Origin of the sequence: Sedimentibacter hydroxybenzoicus DSM 7310, assembly GCF_013403245.1 — a bacterium.
GTDB lineage: Bacteria > Bacillota > Clostridia > Tissierellales > Sedimentibacteraceae > Sedimentibacter > Sedimentibacter hydroxybenzoicus.
In genome coordinates this window covers 459990-477592 of the sequence record NZ_JACBNQ010000001.1, presented here as the reverse complement: position 1 = coordinate 477592, position 17603 = coordinate 459990, and the positions used below count along the sequence as shown (strand labels likewise).

Annotated in this window: 18 protein-coding genes; 8 read left to right on the top strand and 10 right to left on the bottom strand. The window is 38.5% G+C overall.

What is annotated here, in order from left to right:
- The first annotated feature begins 7 nt into the window (after positions 1-7).
- Positions 8-523, top strand: a complete 516-nt coding sequence (locus HZF24_RS02310) for a flavin reductase (protein WP_407695741.1) — start codon at positions 8-10, stop codon at positions 521-523.
- A gap of 104 nt (positions 524-627) precedes the next feature.
- Positions 628-1812, top strand: a complete 1185-nt coding sequence (locus HZF24_RS02305; RefSeq protein WP_179236634.1) for an ATP-binding protein — start codon at positions 628-630, stop codon at positions 1810-1812.
- A gap of 154 nt (positions 1813-1966) precedes the next feature.
- Here HZF24_RS02305 and tnpA read toward each other — a convergent pair whose 3' ends face one another.
- Positions 1967-2437 carry an IS200/IS605 family transposase gene (gene tnpA, locus HZF24_RS02300; RefSeq protein ID WP_179236633.1) on the bottom strand — a complete coding sequence of 157 codons (471 nt, stop codon included), beginning with the start codon at positions 2435-2437 and terminating at the stop codon, positions 1967-1969.
- 314 nt (positions 2438-2751) lie between these two features.
- Between tnpA and HZF24_RS02295 the strand changes: the two genes are divergently transcribed.
- Positions 2752-3726 (top strand): alpha/beta hydrolase, encoded by a 975-nt coding sequence (locus HZF24_RS02295; RefSeq protein WP_179236632.1) that lies wholly within the window; start codon positions 2752-2754, stop codon positions 3724-3726.
- A 62-nt stretch (positions 3727-3788) separates the two neighbouring features.
- On the opposite strand, the gene HZF24_RS02290 is transcribed toward HZF24_RS02295, so the two are convergent.
- From HZF24_RS02290 to HZF24_RS02275, 4 genes are all read right to left on the bottom strand, one after another.
- Entirely contained in the window at positions 3789-4358 is a 570-nt protein-coding gene (locus HZF24_RS02290) for a sugar O-acetyltransferase (protein WP_179236631.1), read from the bottom strand.
- A 173-nt stretch (positions 4359-4531) separates the two neighbouring features.
- Positions 4532-6517 carry an oxidoreductase gene (locus HZF24_RS02285; RefSeq protein ID WP_179236630.1) on the bottom strand — a complete coding sequence of 662 codons (1986 nt, stop codon included), beginning with the start codon at positions 6515-6517 and terminating at the stop codon, positions 4532-4534.
- A 43-nt stretch (positions 6518-6560) separates the two neighbouring features.
- Complete coding sequence (locus HZF24_RS02280; RefSeq protein ID WP_179236629.1) at positions 6561-7832, bottom strand: SLC13 family permease; 1272 nt, start codon at positions 7830-7832, stop codon at positions 6561-6563.
- 27 nt (positions 7833-7859) lie between these two features.
- Complete coding sequence (locus tag HZF24_RS02275; RefSeq protein WP_179236628.1) at positions 7860-9005, bottom strand: iron-containing alcohol dehydrogenase; 1146 nt, start codon at positions 9003-9005, stop codon at positions 7860-7862.
- Positions 9006-9224: 219 nt separating this feature from the next.
- Here HZF24_RS02275 and HZF24_RS02270 point away from each other — a divergent pair, with 219 nt between their 5' ends.
- Positions 9225-10130 (top strand): LysR family transcriptional regulator, encoded by a 906-nt coding sequence (locus HZF24_RS02270; protein WP_179236627.1) that lies wholly within the window; start codon positions 9225-9227, stop codon positions 10128-10130.
- A gap of 52 nt (positions 10131-10182) precedes the next feature.
- On the opposite strand, the gene HZF24_RS02265 is transcribed toward HZF24_RS02270, so the two are convergent.
- Complete coding sequence (locus tag HZF24_RS02265) at positions 10183-11454, bottom strand: SLC13 family permease (protein ID WP_179236626.1); 1272 nt, start codon at positions 11452-11454, stop codon at positions 10183-10185.
- A gap of 223 nt (positions 11455-11677) precedes the next feature.
- On the opposite strand from HZF24_RS02265, the gene HZF24_RS02260 reads away from it, so the two are divergent.
- From HZF24_RS02260 to HZF24_RS18880, 4 genes are read left to right on the top strand one after another with little or no spacing between them, the layout of a single operon-like run.
- Positions 11678-11908 carry a hypothetical protein gene (locus tag HZF24_RS02260; RefSeq protein ID WP_179236625.1) on the top strand — a complete coding sequence of 77 codons (231 nt, stop codon included), beginning with the start codon at positions 11678-11680 and terminating at the stop codon, positions 11906-11908.
- 46 nt (positions 11909-11954) lie between these two features.
- Positions 11955-12359, top strand: a complete 405-nt coding sequence (locus HZF24_RS02255; RefSeq protein ID WP_179236624.1) for a cupin domain-containing protein — start codon at positions 11955-11957, stop codon at positions 12357-12359.
- Positions 12360-12368: 9 nt separating this feature from the next.
- Complete coding sequence (locus tag HZF24_RS02250) at positions 12369-13412, top strand: cyclophilin-like fold protein (RefSeq protein WP_179236623.1); 1044 nt, start codon at positions 12369-12371, stop codon at positions 13410-13412.
- A 16-nt stretch (positions 13413-13428) separates the two neighbouring features.
- On the top strand, positions 13429-14019 hold the full coding sequence (locus HZF24_RS18880) for a cyclophilin-like fold protein (RefSeq protein ID WP_246345915.1): 591 nt from the start codon (positions 13429-13431) through the stop codon (positions 14017-14019).
- Between the two features lie 115 nt (positions 14020-14134).
- Here the strand turns inward: HZF24_RS18880 and HZF24_RS02240 are convergent, their stop codons facing one another.
- From HZF24_RS02240 to HZF24_RS18875, 4 genes are all read right to left on the bottom strand, one after another.
- Entirely contained in the window at positions 14135-15322 is a 1188-nt protein-coding gene (locus HZF24_RS02240) for an MFS transporter (protein WP_179236622.1), read from the bottom strand.
- On the bottom strand, positions 15322-15837 hold the full coding sequence (locus HZF24_RS02235; RefSeq protein WP_246345914.1) for a MarR family winged helix-turn-helix transcriptional regulator: 516 nt from the start codon (positions 15835-15837) through the stop codon (positions 15322-15324). The genes HZF24_RS02240 and HZF24_RS02235 overlap by 1 nt, the downstream gene beginning before the upstream one ends.
- A gap of 68 nt (positions 15838-15905) precedes the next feature.
- The gene (locus HZF24_RS02230; RefSeq protein WP_179236621.1) at positions 15906-17405 is read right to left on the bottom strand and encodes a flavodoxin; all 1500 of its coding nucleotides are present in this window, start codon (positions 17403-17405) and stop codon (positions 15906-15908) included.
- Positions 17344-17499, bottom strand: a complete 156-nt coding sequence (locus HZF24_RS18875; RefSeq protein ID WP_246345913.1) for a hypothetical protein — start codon at positions 17497-17499, stop codon at positions 17344-17346. Before HZF24_RS18875 ends, HZF24_RS02230 begins: the two co-directional genes overlap by 62 nt.
- Positions 17500-17603 lie beyond the last annotated feature (104 nt).

The window sequence follows — 17603 nt, the reverse complement described above, 5'->3', positions numbered from 1 at the left end:
GATAATAATGCTGAGAGATTATATTGAAATAAAGCCTGAGGAATTAAATAAAAGCGCCTTTCAAATGATAGGAAGTGACTGGATGCTCATAACCGCAGAAAAAGATAATAAGGCAAATACAATGACTGCATCATGGGGTGGACTTGGTGTAATGTGGCATAAAAATGTTTCATACATTGTTTTAAGACCCCAAAGATACACAAAGGAATTCATAGACAGTACGGATACATTTTCTTTATGCTTTTTTGACAGTAAGTATAAAAAGGAGCTATCTTATCTCGGTTCAGTTTCCGGAAGAGACGAAGATAAGATGAGCAAAACAGCCTTAACATTAAATCATTTCGACAATATACCGTATTTTGAAGAAGCAGATATAATAATAACCTGCAAAAAGATGTTTGCTCAAGAATTTAACCCCGATTCATTTATTGAAAAAAATCTTGTAGAAAAAAATTATCCCAACAAAGATTTTCATACCATGTATATTTCGGAAATACTGAAGATGCTGGTAAGGAAACAGTAAATAAAAATTGCCTATTTTACAGCCGGTGAGAACCGCTCCTATGTCTGTTTGACAACTTATTTACATTGTGATATCATACATGATAATTTAACCGGAGGTAGGACATGGCTTTTTTAGAAGAAATAAGATTTAAGGCAAGATCTTTATCAATTTTTCGAAAATTATTAGATGATCAGGTTGTACACGCCTTTATTGAAATGATAGATGCAAACGAAAGTGATACTGCTTCAAAAATTGATAAGTATTCCCGCTTCACATATTTATTGTTCCAATCAAGCGAGAATTTTACTGAATATGTTTGGCAGCTTATAGCTTTTGATGAAAACACATATATACGTAAATGTTCAAATAAACAAATCATTTCACCTATGCTGAAGCAAACACTTGAACACGAACTTAAAACATTGCAGACAATTTCGCAACTAACATCCCAGGATATCAAAAATGAAATTAAGTATGATATTTTTTTACCTGAATGGGAAACAAATGCAGAATATGATTTTAATAAAATGTATAAAGAACGGATAAACAACTTGTTTTCGTTGGGATATGGTATCTATGCAAATTATACAATGTTTACATACAGTAAAGAAAAAATTGTGCCTGTAAAGTATCCTGACAGCGTCAGCCTTTCAAATCTTACAGGGTATGAAAGAGAGCGAAAAAAAATAACAGACAACACAATTGCCTTTATAGAAAATAAGCCTGCCGCAAATACTCTTTTATATGGTGATGCCGGAACGGGTAAATCTTCGACAGTTAAGGCTGTTGTCAATGAATTTTCAAACCGAGGTTTACGGATGATTGAAGTCAGAAAAGCAGATTTGCTCAAAATACCGGATATAATTGAACAGCTTGCCGATAATCCTTTAAAATTCATTTTATTTATTGATGATTTATCATTTTTAAATCATAATGAAGAAATTGGTGCTTTAAAAGCCATATTGGAGGGGTCGGTTTCTGTCAGAACCTCTAACGTAATAATCTACACTACAAGTAATCGCAGACATTTAATTAATGAAAAATTTGAAGACCGTGAAGGAAGTGATATACATCGGAATGAAACAATTCAAGAGCAAACATCATTATCAGATCGTTTCGGACTCTCTGTCTTGTTTACTAAACCTGATAAAGACAAATATTTGCAGATTATCCATTCCCTCATAAAACAGTATAAAATCAGCAATGTGGAAAACATTGATTTACTTGCTGAGCGCTATGCTATGGAACGTGGCGGACGCTCCGGGAGAACAGCACGTCAGTTTGTAGAAAGTTTACTTTCCACATAGTTACAGACCTGTTGAAAGAGTGATAAATCATGACCACCGGCTCAGCCGGTGGTTTGCTCTTGCCCTATAAGGGCATGGTACCTGCTTGAGCCTTAAGGCTCACTGAATAGTTTGCCAACCGCATGTATTTACTCGCTACCGCTAAAGCGGTTGGTTATTTGCTTTTATTTGCCTGCTCACCCGTAAACGGGTCCATGTACTCTTTCAAACTTATTTGATCATTTGCTATATCTTCATGCAATTGGTTCCTTATGTATTCTTCTATCTTCTTTGCATTTTTCCCCACTGTATCTACATAATATCCTCTGCACCAGAAATGCCTATTCCCATATTTATATTTTAGGTTGGCATGTCTATCAAATATCATCAAAGAACTCTTCCCTTTCAGATATCCCATTATTTCTGATACGCTGTATTTTGGTGGTATTCTTACAAGCATATGTACATGGTCTTTGCATAACTCTGCTTCGATTATTTCTATTCCTTTTCTTTCACACCGTTCTCTTAATATTTTTCCTAAATCTGTTTTTATTTTTCCATATATCACTTGTCTTCTGTACTTTGGTGCAAATATTAAATGGTATTTACATTCCCATGTTGTGTGTGATAAAGTATTCTTATCCAATTGGATCCTCCTCTGTTTCTAATGTGGTTGGCATACCTACATTATTTTAACATTGGAGGTTTTCTTTTTCTACTTGAAGCTAAAGCTTTTTGGCTCCCCCGGCAGAGCCGGGGGTTTATTGTTGTTTACAAAGAGGTCAGTACGTCAAATAAACGTACTGACCTTTCTTCTTATATAATATCTAAAAGGCATTATATGCTGTTGCCCTTCGTCCATTATACATTTGAGGCATATTTTAAAATTAAATATAAGCATTTTACATATTTAAATTTAAATAATATAATGGAAACATCAAAAATAAGGAGAATTTAAAAATGGAAGAAAAATTGAACTTAATTGAAGAGTGGGATAAAACATTCCATAAAAGTGTTAATGTTAATCATCGTAAAATTACTTTTCATAATCGCTATGGCATAACATTGGCTGCCGATTTATATGTGCCTAAGAATGCAGCAGGAAGACTGTCTGCTATCGCAGTAAGCGGACCATTTGGGGCAGTAAAGGAACAATCCTCCGGTTTATACGCACAAGCTCTGGCAGAAAGAGGGTTCCTGACGATTGCCTTTGACCCTTCATTCACAGGCGAAAGCGGCGGAAATCCAAGATACGTAGCTTCACCTGACATCAATACAGAGGATTTTCAGGCAGCTGTAGATTTTTTGTCTGTCCAGGACAATGTTGATCCGGAAAAAATCGGAATTGTAGGTATATGCGGCTGGGGCGGCATGGCGTTAAATGCCGCAGCTATTGATACCAGAATCAAGGCAACTGTTGCTTCAACCATGTATGATATGACACGCGTAAATGCAAAGGGATATTTCGATGCAGAAGACAGTAAAGATGCACGATATGAAAAGCGCAAAGTGCTGAATGCACAGAGAATTGTTGACTATAAAAACGGAGATTATGCAAGAGCCGGTGGTGTTGTTGACCCTCTGCCGGAGGATGCACCTGAATTTGTAAAGGATTATTATGATTACTATAAGACCCCTCGCGGATATCACAAGAGATCCCTGAATTCAAATGACGGCTGGAACATTACCTCAAGCTTATCATTTCTGAATATGCCTATTTTACAGTACAGCAGTGAAATACGCAGTGCAGTCCTGCTTATTCACGGGGATAAGGCACATTCCTGTTACTTCAGCAAGGATGCCTTTGAAAAGCTGACAGGTGGTAACAAGGAATTGGTGATTATCCCGGGAGCATCCCATACTGATTTGTATGATCAGGCAGACATAATTCCATTTGACAAAATCGAGAAATTTTTTACCGAAAATTTAAAATGATATTAAAGCCGGATTATGCAGCATCTGCGTAATCCGGCTTTAATAATATTATTTAGTTGTTTTTATTCTTCAATTTTCTTGATTAGTCTGGCAGGAACTCCTCCTACCACCGTATTTGACTGAACATCCTTTGTTACCACAGCACCGGCTGCAATAACAGCACCGTCTCCTATGCTTACTCCTGCAAGAATGGTAGCATTTGCACCAATCCACACACTTTTCCCTATTACAATGGGAGCAGGATGCATATCTCTGCGTTTATCCGGTGAAAGATCATGATTTAAGGTAGCCATGACCACATTATGTCCAATCAGTGAGCCGTCACCAATTGTAATTCCGCCTTGATCCTGAAACCTGCACCCCGAGTTTATGAATACATTTTTTCCAATTGAAATATTTTTCCCGCAATCAGTATAAAATGGCGGAAACATAGCAAATGACTCATCCACAGGTTTTCCAATCAACTCTGACATCAAGCTGCGTACTTCCTCCTGAGTACGGTATGAATTATTTAATTCAGCTGTAATACGCAATGCCTCCTGACTTACTTTATGCATAAAAAGATGGATTTCCGACCCGCCGGTAACAGACAGCCCATTATTCAAATGCTCCAAAAAATCTTTTAATTCCATGTCTCATCCTCATTTCTTACACTTTTATAGCTATCATTATACAAAACATATTTAATTATGTACAATGCTTATATTGCATACGGGTATATACCTGAAAAGCATCATTTTATGCAATAGAAGGCTCTGTTCCCGGCAAGGGATATGAACCTTCTATTATTACCTATCTGATTATATTATAATTTTCTTGCAACCTGATAAGCCTCCGCAGTAGCAGTACGAATATTTCCTACCCCCGTACCGTCTCCTACTTCATAAACTTCTATTCCTGTTCCCAACAGATCCTTGGCTATTGATTTTTTCGGTCTGAGACCTATTGCGAAAATTACATTGTCAGCCTCAATCAGATGCTCTTTGCCACTTTGATCCAATACCACAGCTCCATCATCCGTTACAGCAGCAATCTTATGTTTGGTTTGTATATTGATACTAACATTATCGATAAGATCTGTAAGCATCATTTTTACAGATTTTTGGATCGGTGTCCCGGCTGATAGGATATTATCTAATGCTTCGACAATCGTTACATCTTTCTTTTTGAATGCAGCAAGTTCATATGCCAGCTCACTTCCGGTCAGTCCGCCCCCGACGATTACAACTTTTTGTCCGAGCTCCACTTTATCCATCAATGCATCATAGCATTCTACAGATTTTGCGTGATCGTATCCTGGAATCGGCGGCACAAAGTGATCAGACCCAACGGCGAGTATCGCAACGTCTGCACCTGATTTTTTGATATCTTCCGCTGTCATTTCGGTATTCAGATGTACGGTAATTCCTAAAACATCCATTTCTCTTTGATACCATTTGTTCAATTTTGCAACGCTGTCTTTGAACGGATGGTTTCCGGCTTCATTTAAATGACCACCCATCATATTGCTTTTTTCGTAGATTTCTACATCATGTCCTGCAATTTTTGCAGTACGAGCTGCTTCCATTCCTGCGACACCGCCGCCGACTATGATTACTTTCTTTGTTATCAGTGCTTTTGGCACACCGTAATTCAATTCTCTCATCGCCGCCGGATTTGCTGAACACATAGGTACTCCGCCTGCCAGTGTACTGTCAATACAGTTGGTACATCTTATACATGGTCTGATGCTTTCAGTCTTGCCTTCTGCAACCTTTTTAGGGTAATGTCCATCTACGAGAGATGCACGTGCGATTGTAACACCGTCAATTTTTCCTTCTGCGATTGCTTTTTCGCACAGATCCGGATCGTCCATTTCTCCCGCAACAAATATTGGTATATTCACAGCATCTTTCAATTGTTTTGCCAAATCAATGTTGTATCCGTACGGCATGTAGTATGGAGATACACAGTAATAGAAAGAATCATATGTCCCGGAGTTTACATTCATCAAATCTACACCATATTGCTCAAATCGTTTTGCAATTTCAACAGCTTCTTCTATCGTTCTGCCTACCTCTTCTTCTCCTGTGAGTGAAGATTCGTTGTAATCAGCCATAAATGTTTTCATACACATTCTGACAGATACAGGAAAATTCTCTCCGCATGCTTCTTTGACCCCTCGGATAATTTTGCGAATTACAGTAAGCCGTCCGTCTAAATCTCCCCCGTATTCATCTGTACGTTTGTTGGTATATGCCATTGCAAACTGATCAAGCAGATACCCCCAGTGCATCCCATGAATCTCAACGCCATCATATCCACAGGTTTGTGCAAATTGTGCAATACGAATCATCGCATCGATTTTTGTTTCGATTTCTTCTTTTGTCAGCTCTGTTGTCATTTTGTCCGGTTGCTTGTAATAAGGAATACTTGAAGGTGTTTTTCCGTCTCTCATCCGACCCGGTCCCATAGAAATTTGCATGAATATTTTGCTTCCATACGTATGAATTCTTTCAACCATCGTTCGTGCACCATGACTAAAGATCGTTTTTGCATACATCGGATTAGGGTTTCCGTTGATTGGATCAAAAGGGTCAACCGTTAAATCCGCAACATTTGATCCTGTCACGATAAGACCAAATCCACCTCTTGCTCTGTCTACAAAATAGTCAATTCCGTTTTCGCTGTATTCTCCTTTTGTTCCATAGATGAAATGTCTTCCACCCATCGGACCAACGGCATATCTGTTTTTTACTGTAATGCTCCCGATTTTGATTGGTTCCATCAAATGTTCATATTTGTAACTCATTATGTTCCTCCTGAAAAATTGTTCTATCATTCTGCTGTTCCGATTAGTAATATACGATTGCTATCATTATACAAGTTATAATCATACAGATAACATTTACAAGACCACCCATTTTTAAATAGTCTTTGAATCTATATCCGGCAACCCCGATTTGTGTCATTGGTGCTACAGAAATTGGTGTTGCAATTCCTACTTTCGTACCTGAGCATGCTGCTAAGAATAGCGGTGTGGGATTCAGTCCCATTGCATGCGCGATGGACATTGCTATCGGCAGTACAATCGCAACGGTGGCATTGTCGGACATAACATTGGATATGAGCGATGAAACAAAGAATATAATTATACACATTCCGATACCACTTTGTCCAAGTGGTCCTGAAATTTGCATAAAGAAGTTTGCAATAACGTCCCCTGCACCACTCGCTTGAATCCCTTTAGAAAAGCCGATTGCTCCCGCAACAACGATTACGGTACCCCAGCTGATGCTGCTGAATGCTTGTTTTTCGCTGATACATCCCGTTATCATCAGAACGCTCGCACCCATCAATGCTGCCATTCCATAGTTCACACCCATAATCAATGCTATGATTACAACGACGAGCACAATTCCAACTAAAGCCTGTTTCCAGACTGGGTGTTCTGCATTATTGTCTTGCTTGGACGCTCCGGATGCAATCGGTACCTCTTCAAAATCAAACCATTTGTCCTGTAATTTTTTTCCGACAGTAACATACATGAGGAAAACTACCAGCACAGCAGGTGCATTCACGATGAATGGAGTAAACAAACTCATTTCGCCGTACCCGTTTTCTGCAAGTATACTTACCGCTGTAAGCATTGATGTTGCGCCAATTGTCAGCAGGTTATTACCTAAAACAGACGAGATTCCCAGTACCATATAAGTACCTTTTCTGCTTATTTTTCCATTGGATTGCATTACAACTGCATCAATGATAGGGAATAGAATTGCCACCGTCAATGATGCATTTACAAATGCCGATGCAAAAGCTGATACGATAAATAGAATTGCAATGAAAGCTTTTTCGTTATTTCCGGCCTTTGTTTTTGTCAGAACATTTCCAAATTTCTGTGCAAGGCCTGTCGTTACTGTTGCCTGCCCGACAACCATCAGTCCCGCAATAAGGAAAATTACACTGTTTCCAAATCCTGAATAGGCAGTGTTGTAGTCGATGATTCCAAACATTGCCATAAAGAGCATTGCCAGGATCGTTGTAACAGATAACGGCATCTTCGGAATCCCATAAAGAATCATTGCCACAACAAGTATTATTATTGCTATTGTACTTTGAGCCATGAATTAATCCTCTCTTCCTTCTTTTTTTTATTTAATATAATCCGCCAGGGAATCACGATATATTCTGTATATTTCATCACGGTTTATTGGCTCCGGATGGCGTGCCAAACGAAAATCAAGAGATGCAAATTCGTCAGCCCAATCACTGAGTTCCTTTTCGGAAACCTCTATATTCACATCACGGTTTGTAATTGTTTTTACATATTCGGCAAACTCTTCAACAGTTCTGAATCCACACATTTCCACAATCGGCTGAACAATAGAACGATCCTTAAATGAGCGAATGTATTCACCCAAAAATATAGCGCATCCCAGTCCATGATTAACTCCCTTGTGATGACTTAAAGGATAGCTCATTCCATGAGGCAATGTTGTTCCTGCCTGCATAAATGCCATACCCTGAACAGTTGACGCTAACATCATTCTTTCATAGTCCTCACCATCCATAGTCTTATTAAGAAGTTTGTCCTTAAACTCGGAAAAAAGCTTGAAGCCTATTTCTGCAACCGCACGATTTAAATAACTGCTTTTTACATTTACATATGTCTCCATTCCATGTGCAAGTGCATCCATTGCACCTGTATCTAACAAGAAGTAAGGTGATTCCTTAATATATCTCGCATCAAGGAATGCTGCTTCAGATACCAGGAATTGAGCAGTAGTAAGCTTAGTATCTGTATCTGCTCTTGTCAGAACAGCATTTCCCGTTACCTCAGCGCCTGTTCCGGCAGTTGTCGGGATAGAGAACACAGGAATACTGCATTCATTTTTTGTACTTCCATATGAGACCCACTCTCCGAAAAATACCTTGTATGGATCTTCGCCCTCATGCGGTAACAGACAACTCACTGCCTTGGCGGCGTCTATTACAGAACCTCCTCCTACTGCAACGATAAAGTCAGGGTTAAACTTTCTCACGGCTTCAGTTATATGTGCAACATTTTCCACTGTAGGATTTTCTATAACCTCATCGTTTACGGCATATTCGATATTTTCGCTCTTAAGTGCTTCTTCCGTTTCCGCAAGTGCAAGGTTTTTATATCCTGCAATAAACTTGCTGGTAATTATGAACCCCTTATTTCCACTTCCCTTAAATACCCCACCATTATTCTTGACACAATTTTCACCAAAATAAATTGGTACAGGTGAACCGAATCTGAATTGTTTAATCATAGTTACACTCTCCTATATTATTAATTTTTTGAATTATTTGTTATATTTTTAATTATATCGGAGCAATAAAATAAATGGAAATATACGTTTTCTATTAATCTGATAAATAAAAGATATCAGAAAAATTTAAGCTGTGCTTTTATTGACATTTTTACGACAATGCGTTATCCTTACCTTATTAAATTGCAAAAAATATATTATTTGCTACGGAGGTACAGTATGACATTTCAGCAATTGGAATATTTTATTGAGGTGGCCCGTACCAAGCACTTTACGCAGGCGGCGCAGAATCTTTATGTGTCTCAGCCTTCTCTCAGTCATTCTATTCAGGTGCTTGAGCGTGAGCTTGGTGTCCCTCTGTTCATTCGTTCCAGCGGAAAAAAGGTAAGCCTCACAAGCTATGGGAAAGCATTCCTTCCATATTGTAAAAGTATGATGAAACAGCTTAAAGATGGTCAACAGATCTTGGAGCAGATGCATAAGCCAATGAGCGGCGTGGTTACAATTGCTTATTCGTATGTTAACTGCTCCTCACTGATACCGGAAATGTTTAACCGCTTTTATGAAGAAAACAGTTATAATGATACCTCTGTGCAGTTTATAGTAAATCATGAACAGGCTGTGTTCGAGCAAGATGTGGTTTCCGGAAAGGTCGACCTGGCTTTTGCCTGCACAAAATCCTTCGATGGATTAGAAACAATGCCAATTTATAGTCAGGAGCTTGTGCTGATGATTCCGGCAAATCACCCTTTAGCACATAAAGAAAAGCTGTCATTATATGATATAAAAGATGAGCAATTATTACACTATTATGCCGGCTCTAATTTGTATAACTGGATAAACGAAATGTTTCAGATGTGCTCTTTAAAACCCTCCATATCTACGGGCTTTAAAGATTGGTCAGCCTGCATATCATATGTATCTCTCGGTCTCGGTCTGGCGATTTCACCAAGGCTTCCGGTTGATACAAATCTTATATCGGTTGTTAAAATTGACCATCCTATGAATCACCGCAATGTTTACATGCTTTGGTCAAAAGCAAAGGAGCTTTCTCCAGCTGCTGAACATGTGAGGCAATATTGCATAGAATATTCAAGCAAGCATTTTAACCTGCTTGGGGAATAAATAAAGAAGCTGCCTTAAACAAAATAACAGGCAGCTTCTTTATTTTTAATTTTTAAGAAAAATATACAAATTTTATAGCTATACAGGTTACAATCATTGATACAATATTTATAAGCCCGCCTATACGTAAATAGTCCTTAAATCGGTATCCTGGAATCTGTATCATTGTCATTGGTGCGACACTTATAGGTGTTGCAACGGCAACCTTTATCCCCGATGCTGCAGCAAGCACTACCGGTATAGGAGATATCCCGACGGTTTCTGCCATAACTATTGCTATGGGAACAAGTAATGCTACAGTTGCATTGTCAGACATAAGGTTTGATAAAACAGATCCGATAATAAAAAGTATTACACACATACCCAATGCAGACTGACCGACCGGACCACATAAATTAATTATAAAACTTGCTATCAGCTTACCTGCTCCACTTGAATCAAGTCCTTTAGACACACCTATGGCTCCGGCAACAATTACAATTGTACACCAGCTTATACTATCAAATGCTTCTTTCTCGCTTATGCAGCCTGCAAAAATAAGTATTGCTGACCCGGCAAGAGCAACTGCTCCATAATTTATACCCATAACTAATGCCATAACAGCTACAAGCATAACGATACCTGTAAGTACCATTTTCCATACAGGACAATCCCTTTCATTACCGTCACAGATATTTTTATCATTCAGATTAACTTCCTCAAAATCAAACCATTTCTTCTGAAGACTGTATCCAAAAGATATATATATTATTATAACGACAATAAGTGCAGGTAAGTTGACAATTGTAGGAGCAAAAATACTGAGCTCACCGTATCCCGCCGCTGAAATGAGTCCCGATGCAGTTATCATTGAAGTAGCACTTATAGTTGTCAGATTATTTCCTATTGTTGCGGCAATTCCTAAAGGGAAGTAAGTCTGCTTCCTTGAAATTTTACCATCAGACTGCGAAACAACACTGTTGATTATGGGCATAAGCATGGCCACGACAAGTGCGCCATTCAGGAAGATAGCAAGTCCTGAGGAAATATATATAACTGCTGTAACAAATTTCTTCTCATCAGCTCCTGTGTATTTATATAGAAGATTGCCTATTTTCTGAGCAAGTCCCGAGGTGAAAAAACTTTGTCCGATAATCATCATTCCTGCAATAAGCATAACTGAAGGACTCGCAAAGCCGATGAACGCATCTTCAAACGAAATAATTCCCGTAAACGCCATTGTAAGTACAGCAAATATTGTAGTTACGGACAGTGGTATTTTGGGTATGGCATACATTATTAACATCAATACCATAACTATTATCGCAATTGTACTTTGATACATTATTATCTTCCTCCGATAGTCATTTTACATTTTTAATTGTTATATTATTAACTATATCAGGCATTGATGTTAATAGGAAATATTTATTTTTTATTATCTCAATAGATAAATTATATCATCAATTTTGTTTTTATCATTCCTGTAAGCTATGATAAACATTCATAATAAGCATTTGTTATCAGGTAATTTTTTTATTATAATAAATCCGGAAGGAGAAATAGATATGATTGATAAGTCAGAAACAGAAGAATCTATAATTTGCAACCTGAAGGATGCAGGTTGCCTTGATAATATAATAAAACAATTTATGGATTTTTATAAAGAGAATAATACTCCTGAACTGAAACGAATTTTATCAGGTCAAAGACACCTGTTGTTGGATGAGGTACACGACAGCCAACGAAGACTGTATTGCCTTGATTATTTAATTTATACACTTAAAAACAAAAGATAATAGCAATATAAATAATATTATAAAAAGTGAAAGGATGAAAAACAAAATGAATACACAAAATTTTATTAATATCTTTCCTATGGGAGAAAAGAACGAAGCTTATGCACAATACTTTGCAGGACAGAGTTACCTGAATATGCTTTCTACAACAGGTGTTACAATTGGCAATGTAACCTTTGAGCCGGGATGCCGCAATAACTGGCACATTCATCACAAGGGTGGTCAGATTTTGCTTGTTACGGCAGGGCGAGGATATTATCAGGAATGGGGAAAATCGGCACAAGAGCTGAATCCCGGTGATGTAGTAAATATCCCTCCGGAAACCAGGCATTGGCATGGTGCATCCCCCAATAGTTGGTTTGCACATCTTGCCGTTGAAGTTCCGGCGGAAGGAGCATCCAATGAATGGCTGGAGCCTGTATCCGAAGAAGATTATAACAAGCTTAAATAAGGAGAGGTTATGAAAAAAAATTTATTTTACTCATTCGGTTTATTTTTGATAATGATAATATCATTTAGTATAGTTAATACTGCTTTTGCAGACCAATATAATGATGTTGAAACTGATGCATGGTATGCTGATGCCGTGAATTATGTGACAGAAAACAATTTGATGACTGGTACAGACGGCGGTGGATTTTCACCCGATATTCCTGTTACTCGCGGAATGATGGTTACAGTTCTGCATAGAATGGAGGATATGCCAACTGTATCTGTCAATAGTAGTTTTTCAGATGTTCCGGAAAATAGTTATTATGCTGTTGCTATAGCATGGGCAGCAGAAAATAACATCACATCCGGAACAAGTACAGACAAATTTTCACCGGATGATCAAATCAGTCGTGAGCAGTTTGCAGCATTGCTGTACCGTTATGCTTATATGAAGAAATATGATGTTTCTGCTTATGCCGGGTTTGATGGATTTTCCGATGCGGACCAAATTAGTCCCTTCGCACAAAATGCCATGCATTGGGCTGTGGGAAGCAAGCTTTTAGGTGGAAGCAACGGTAGTCTCTCTCCCAAAGGAGTAACTACACGTGCACAAGCTTCTGAAATATTTATGCGATTTATGCAGAACATATCCGGAGAAGTTCCTGCCGAGGAATCTCAGGGAGATGAAGCCGCACAACCTGCTATGGAGGAAGAAATGAATATTAGAATAACTGCAAATGGTAATACCATAGATTTTAGGCTTAATGAAATTCAGGCTGCCAGAGACCTTTATGCACAGCTGCCTCTTACTGTGGCTGTCGAAAATTATGGCAGAAATGAAAAGATTTTTTATCCGTCGCAAAAGCTTAATACAATAAATGCAACATTGGCTGATGCACAATCAGGCTCCGGTACTCTTGCATATTACTCGCCTTGGGGTAATGTTGTAATATTTTACGGCAGCTCGGATTCGGCAAGTGGCTTATATGAATTAGGTCATGCCATATCAGGCAGTGAACATATAGAGAGTCTGTCAGGTGAAATACAAATAGAAAAAATAGAAACTCAATAAATACGAGGATATCCCTATGACATGGAATAAAAGCAAGATAAATTTCAAGGTCAAATACCTTTTCATTATATTTGCAGTGATTATTTCAATTTTAATATTTACCGCTTGTTCAGATACCGGTAATGATTCTTCGGATACCCCATCTGTTGATATAGATACCGAAGGAGAAGCACAGTCAGAAGAAGCCCCTCCTGTAAAACAGGAAGACGAAAACAATTTAGAGCAGGGCATTAAAATAAAAATGACAGTGGATAATAAAGAAATAATCATAGCAATGTTTGATAACCCCACAAGTCATGACTTAATTTCCCGACTCCCATTAGAGCTTACTTTTGAGGATTATCATGGAATTGAGAAAGTTAGTTATTTAGAAGGGCACGACCCGTTAATTACAGATGGTTCAGAAAGCGGATTTGATCCGTCCGCCGGAGATGTGACCCTATATGCTCCCTGGGGCAATATAGCCATTTTCTACAATGATTTTGGCTACTCTGACGGATTGATTCCATTAGGACATATTGATTCCGGAATAGAAGCATTATCAGAAATCAGCGGTGAATTTACAGTAACCTTGGAACTTATGAAAGATTTATTGCAGCCTCATTAATATGTACCAAATCAGTAACCCTAATTTTCATTATTTATTCTTTACATATCCAGGAATTAGAGCCGGATTATGCAACTTTGCGCAATCCGGCTCTGACAATGCTTCATCAAACACTTCAGTCAATCTTCTTTTTTATTGATTTAATATAAACTAATATACCGACAACAGCAGGGATTATGGACAGGAGATAAATCAACTGATATCCAAGGCTTTCGGCTATAATGCCCCAGATGATTGCACCCGCTCCGATACCAAGATCAAACCCAAGAAAGAAAGTTGCATTGGCAGCACCTCTCCTTGAAGACCCTGCCTTGCTCACGGACATTGCCTGCAATGCCGGCTGTACAGCTCCGAATCCAATTCCATAAATAAATCCTGCTATAAGAAATACCATGAGTGAATCGGCAAAATATATTACCAGCATTGCAATTATTACAAACACTATGCCCGGAAGCACTGCAAAAGAAGTGCCTTTTTTGTCAGTCATACGACCAAAATAAGGACGTGAAATCAGTAAAGCCGCTGCATAGACGGTAAAAAACAATCCTATATTTTCAACCTGTCTTTGTTCCGCATAAAGTGCAATGAACGATACAATCGATCCGTAAGTCATTGTAACAAAGAAAATAACTGTTGCTGGAGTGATTGCCGACTTTTCAAAAATTTTATTCTTTATGTTTGCAGGAAGAGCTTCGGAGTCAGATTTTGTAATCACTTCAGGCTTATGATACTTTATAAGTAAGGAAATAAGTATGCAAATAAACACAAATACTGCCGAAACATTAAAAACCATGTTAAATCCATAGCTGTCAAGAAGCCCAAGTCCCAATGCAGGAGCTACGGCCATAGCCAGTGTGCTTGTCAATCCAAAGTAACCCATCCCCTCCGCTAATCGGGATTTTGGTACAATGTCCGAAGCTATTGTACTGGATGCCGTACTGGATGCTCCCCAGCCAAAACCATGTATAAATCTGATAATCAATAATGCTAAAATTGTTGAAGTCCAGTTATATAAAACCACACATACAAGAAAGACTATTAATCCGATGATAAATACTCCTCTTCTTCCTCGACTGTCCAATAGCATGCCGGAAACAGGTCTCATTATAACCGCAGATACAGTGAAAATTCCCACAACCAGCCCTGCCCACGCATCAGAGCCTCCTATCCTTGCCGAAAACACAGGAAGTACGGGTAAAAGCATCTGAAAACCCAAAGTAACAAACAAGCTTGCTATTGATATTAAAATAAAATCCCGGGTCCATATAGGTTCTTTCTTTTGAAGCTTTGTATTTCTTTCCATTAACAATCCTCCGTCAATCTGTCTGACATGGTGTACCTGCTTTTTTCTTCCTGCAGGTTATTTATTACTTTTTTTAAAACCGATATATTATCCTCAATCACATTTTCAGGAATATCTTTAGAGTAAACATCGAGCATCTCATTAAATACAGATTCAACCACTGATGCTGCTTCTCTTCCTTTCTCTGTTAAATATAGCGAAGAATATCGTTTGTCTTTTTTAACTTGCTTTTTGCAAATATAACCTTTAGTCTCTAATTGTCTGACAGCCTTTGCTGTAGTCGACTTTTCAACATAAAGCCATTCTCCCAGCTCTTTTTGATTTATTCCTTCATTTTTGGCTATGACAAGAAAAAAGTCATATTGGCCGCTGCTGATATCTAAATCTTTCAGCTTGCTGTTGAAAATGCTTTGACCAAGCCTGTAAACAGCAGCACTGTATCTGCCTATACCTTCCATCTCACACTTCCTTTTAATAGTTTCCTTTGAAACTAATTTATCAAATATTAGTTTCATTGTCAACTAATATTTATAATAATAAAGACTCTCATTTTCAGAGAGTCTCAGATTGATGATAGTCTTACTTAATACCAATCATGCTTTTCGCCGCGATCAAGGGAATTTATCCGCTCCATTTCATCCTCAGTCAGTTTAAAATCAAATAATGAGATATTCTCCGAAATATGATCCGGATTACTGGAACCAGGAATAACTACCACACCTTTTTGTAAATTCCACCGAAGAATGACCTGTGCTGCTGATTTTCCGTGAAGCTGAGCAATTGCAACGATGGTTTCATCATTTAAAAGCTCATGTGTATATCCTCTGCCGCCCAGCGGATACCATCCTTCCATTACTATTCCCTTTTCGTGCATATATGGAATAACATCATTTTCCTGGTAATAAGGATGGATTTCATTTTGCACAAGAGCCGGCATAACAGTTATCTGTGGTAAAAACTCCTCCATCTCCTCGATATACCAGTTTGACAAACCGATGGAGCGGATTTTTCCGTCTTTAACGGCCTGCTCCATAGCCTTGTAGGCATCCACATCCCCCTTTCCGGGATGATGCAGCAGCATGAGATCAATATATCCCAAATTAAGCTTTTCCATAGCCTCATCAATTGCCTCTGCAGCGCGGTCAAACTGACTTGGATACAGCTTTGTGGTTACAAAAATTTCTTCCCTTGGTACGCCGGATTCTCTGACAGCTTTACCTACCTCTGCCTCGTTGTGATACATATATGCAGTATCTATTAATCGAACACCACTCTTCAGTGCTGACACAACAGATTCCACGCATGTATCATCGAGCAGGCTGTAGGTGCCTATACCGGCAACAGGCATCCTGTATCCACTGTTCAGTAAGACAGCAGGAGCCTTGCCATTTTCTCCATTGTCCAAATCAAAGGAGCTGACTGATATATCTGATGATGTTTTAAGCACAAGCTCAAGGCTGTTTAACCATTCTGCGACATCCTCTCTGGATGTATCTGATGAAAATCTTTTGCCTTCTTTCCAGCTTGCACTTTCTGAGCATAGCTCACTTAAATTTTTGTCACTTGAGCCTATACCGCTGCTTCCTGACGTACAGAATGGTACAATTGTCTTTCCTGAAAAGTCATAGCTCTCCAAAAACGTGGAAACAATCTTTGACGCCTGTCCCCACCATATAGGATATCCCAAAATCACAATATCATATTTCTCCATATTTTCCACCTGTCCTGAAATCTCAGGTCTTGCAGAGGGATCATTTTGTTCCTTTGATGTTCTGGAAGAAGAATCATTATAGTTCAGATCTTCACTTGTATAGGGTGTCTGTGCCTGAATTTCATACAGATCCGCATTTAAAACATCTGCAGCGCATTCCGCCAAAACCCTAGTATTTCCTGTAGCCGAAAAATAGGCAACAAGTATATTTGCATCCCCTGAATCAGATCCGTCTTCAGAAGGTGTGCTGATTTCAGGTGCTTGCCTGGAAGGAGCAGCATACTGGATTTTTGAACCCGATTCCCCGGTATCACAAGCAGCGAGCGGAAAAAACAATGTAAAGCTTAAGATAAGTGATAATATTTGTTTCATATTCTATTTCCTCCTTTTCAAATTCCTTGGCCAATGCTTCAAAGTTGCTGACCTTGCGGAGACTTGTTGAGATAACAAGAGCTTTCTTACTCAATATTTACCCTCCTGGCAGCTCTTCTCAAATGATTTATTTATTATTATATATAACACAATTTATTATGTAAAATACTTATACCAAATATTGTTTTATGCTTAAAA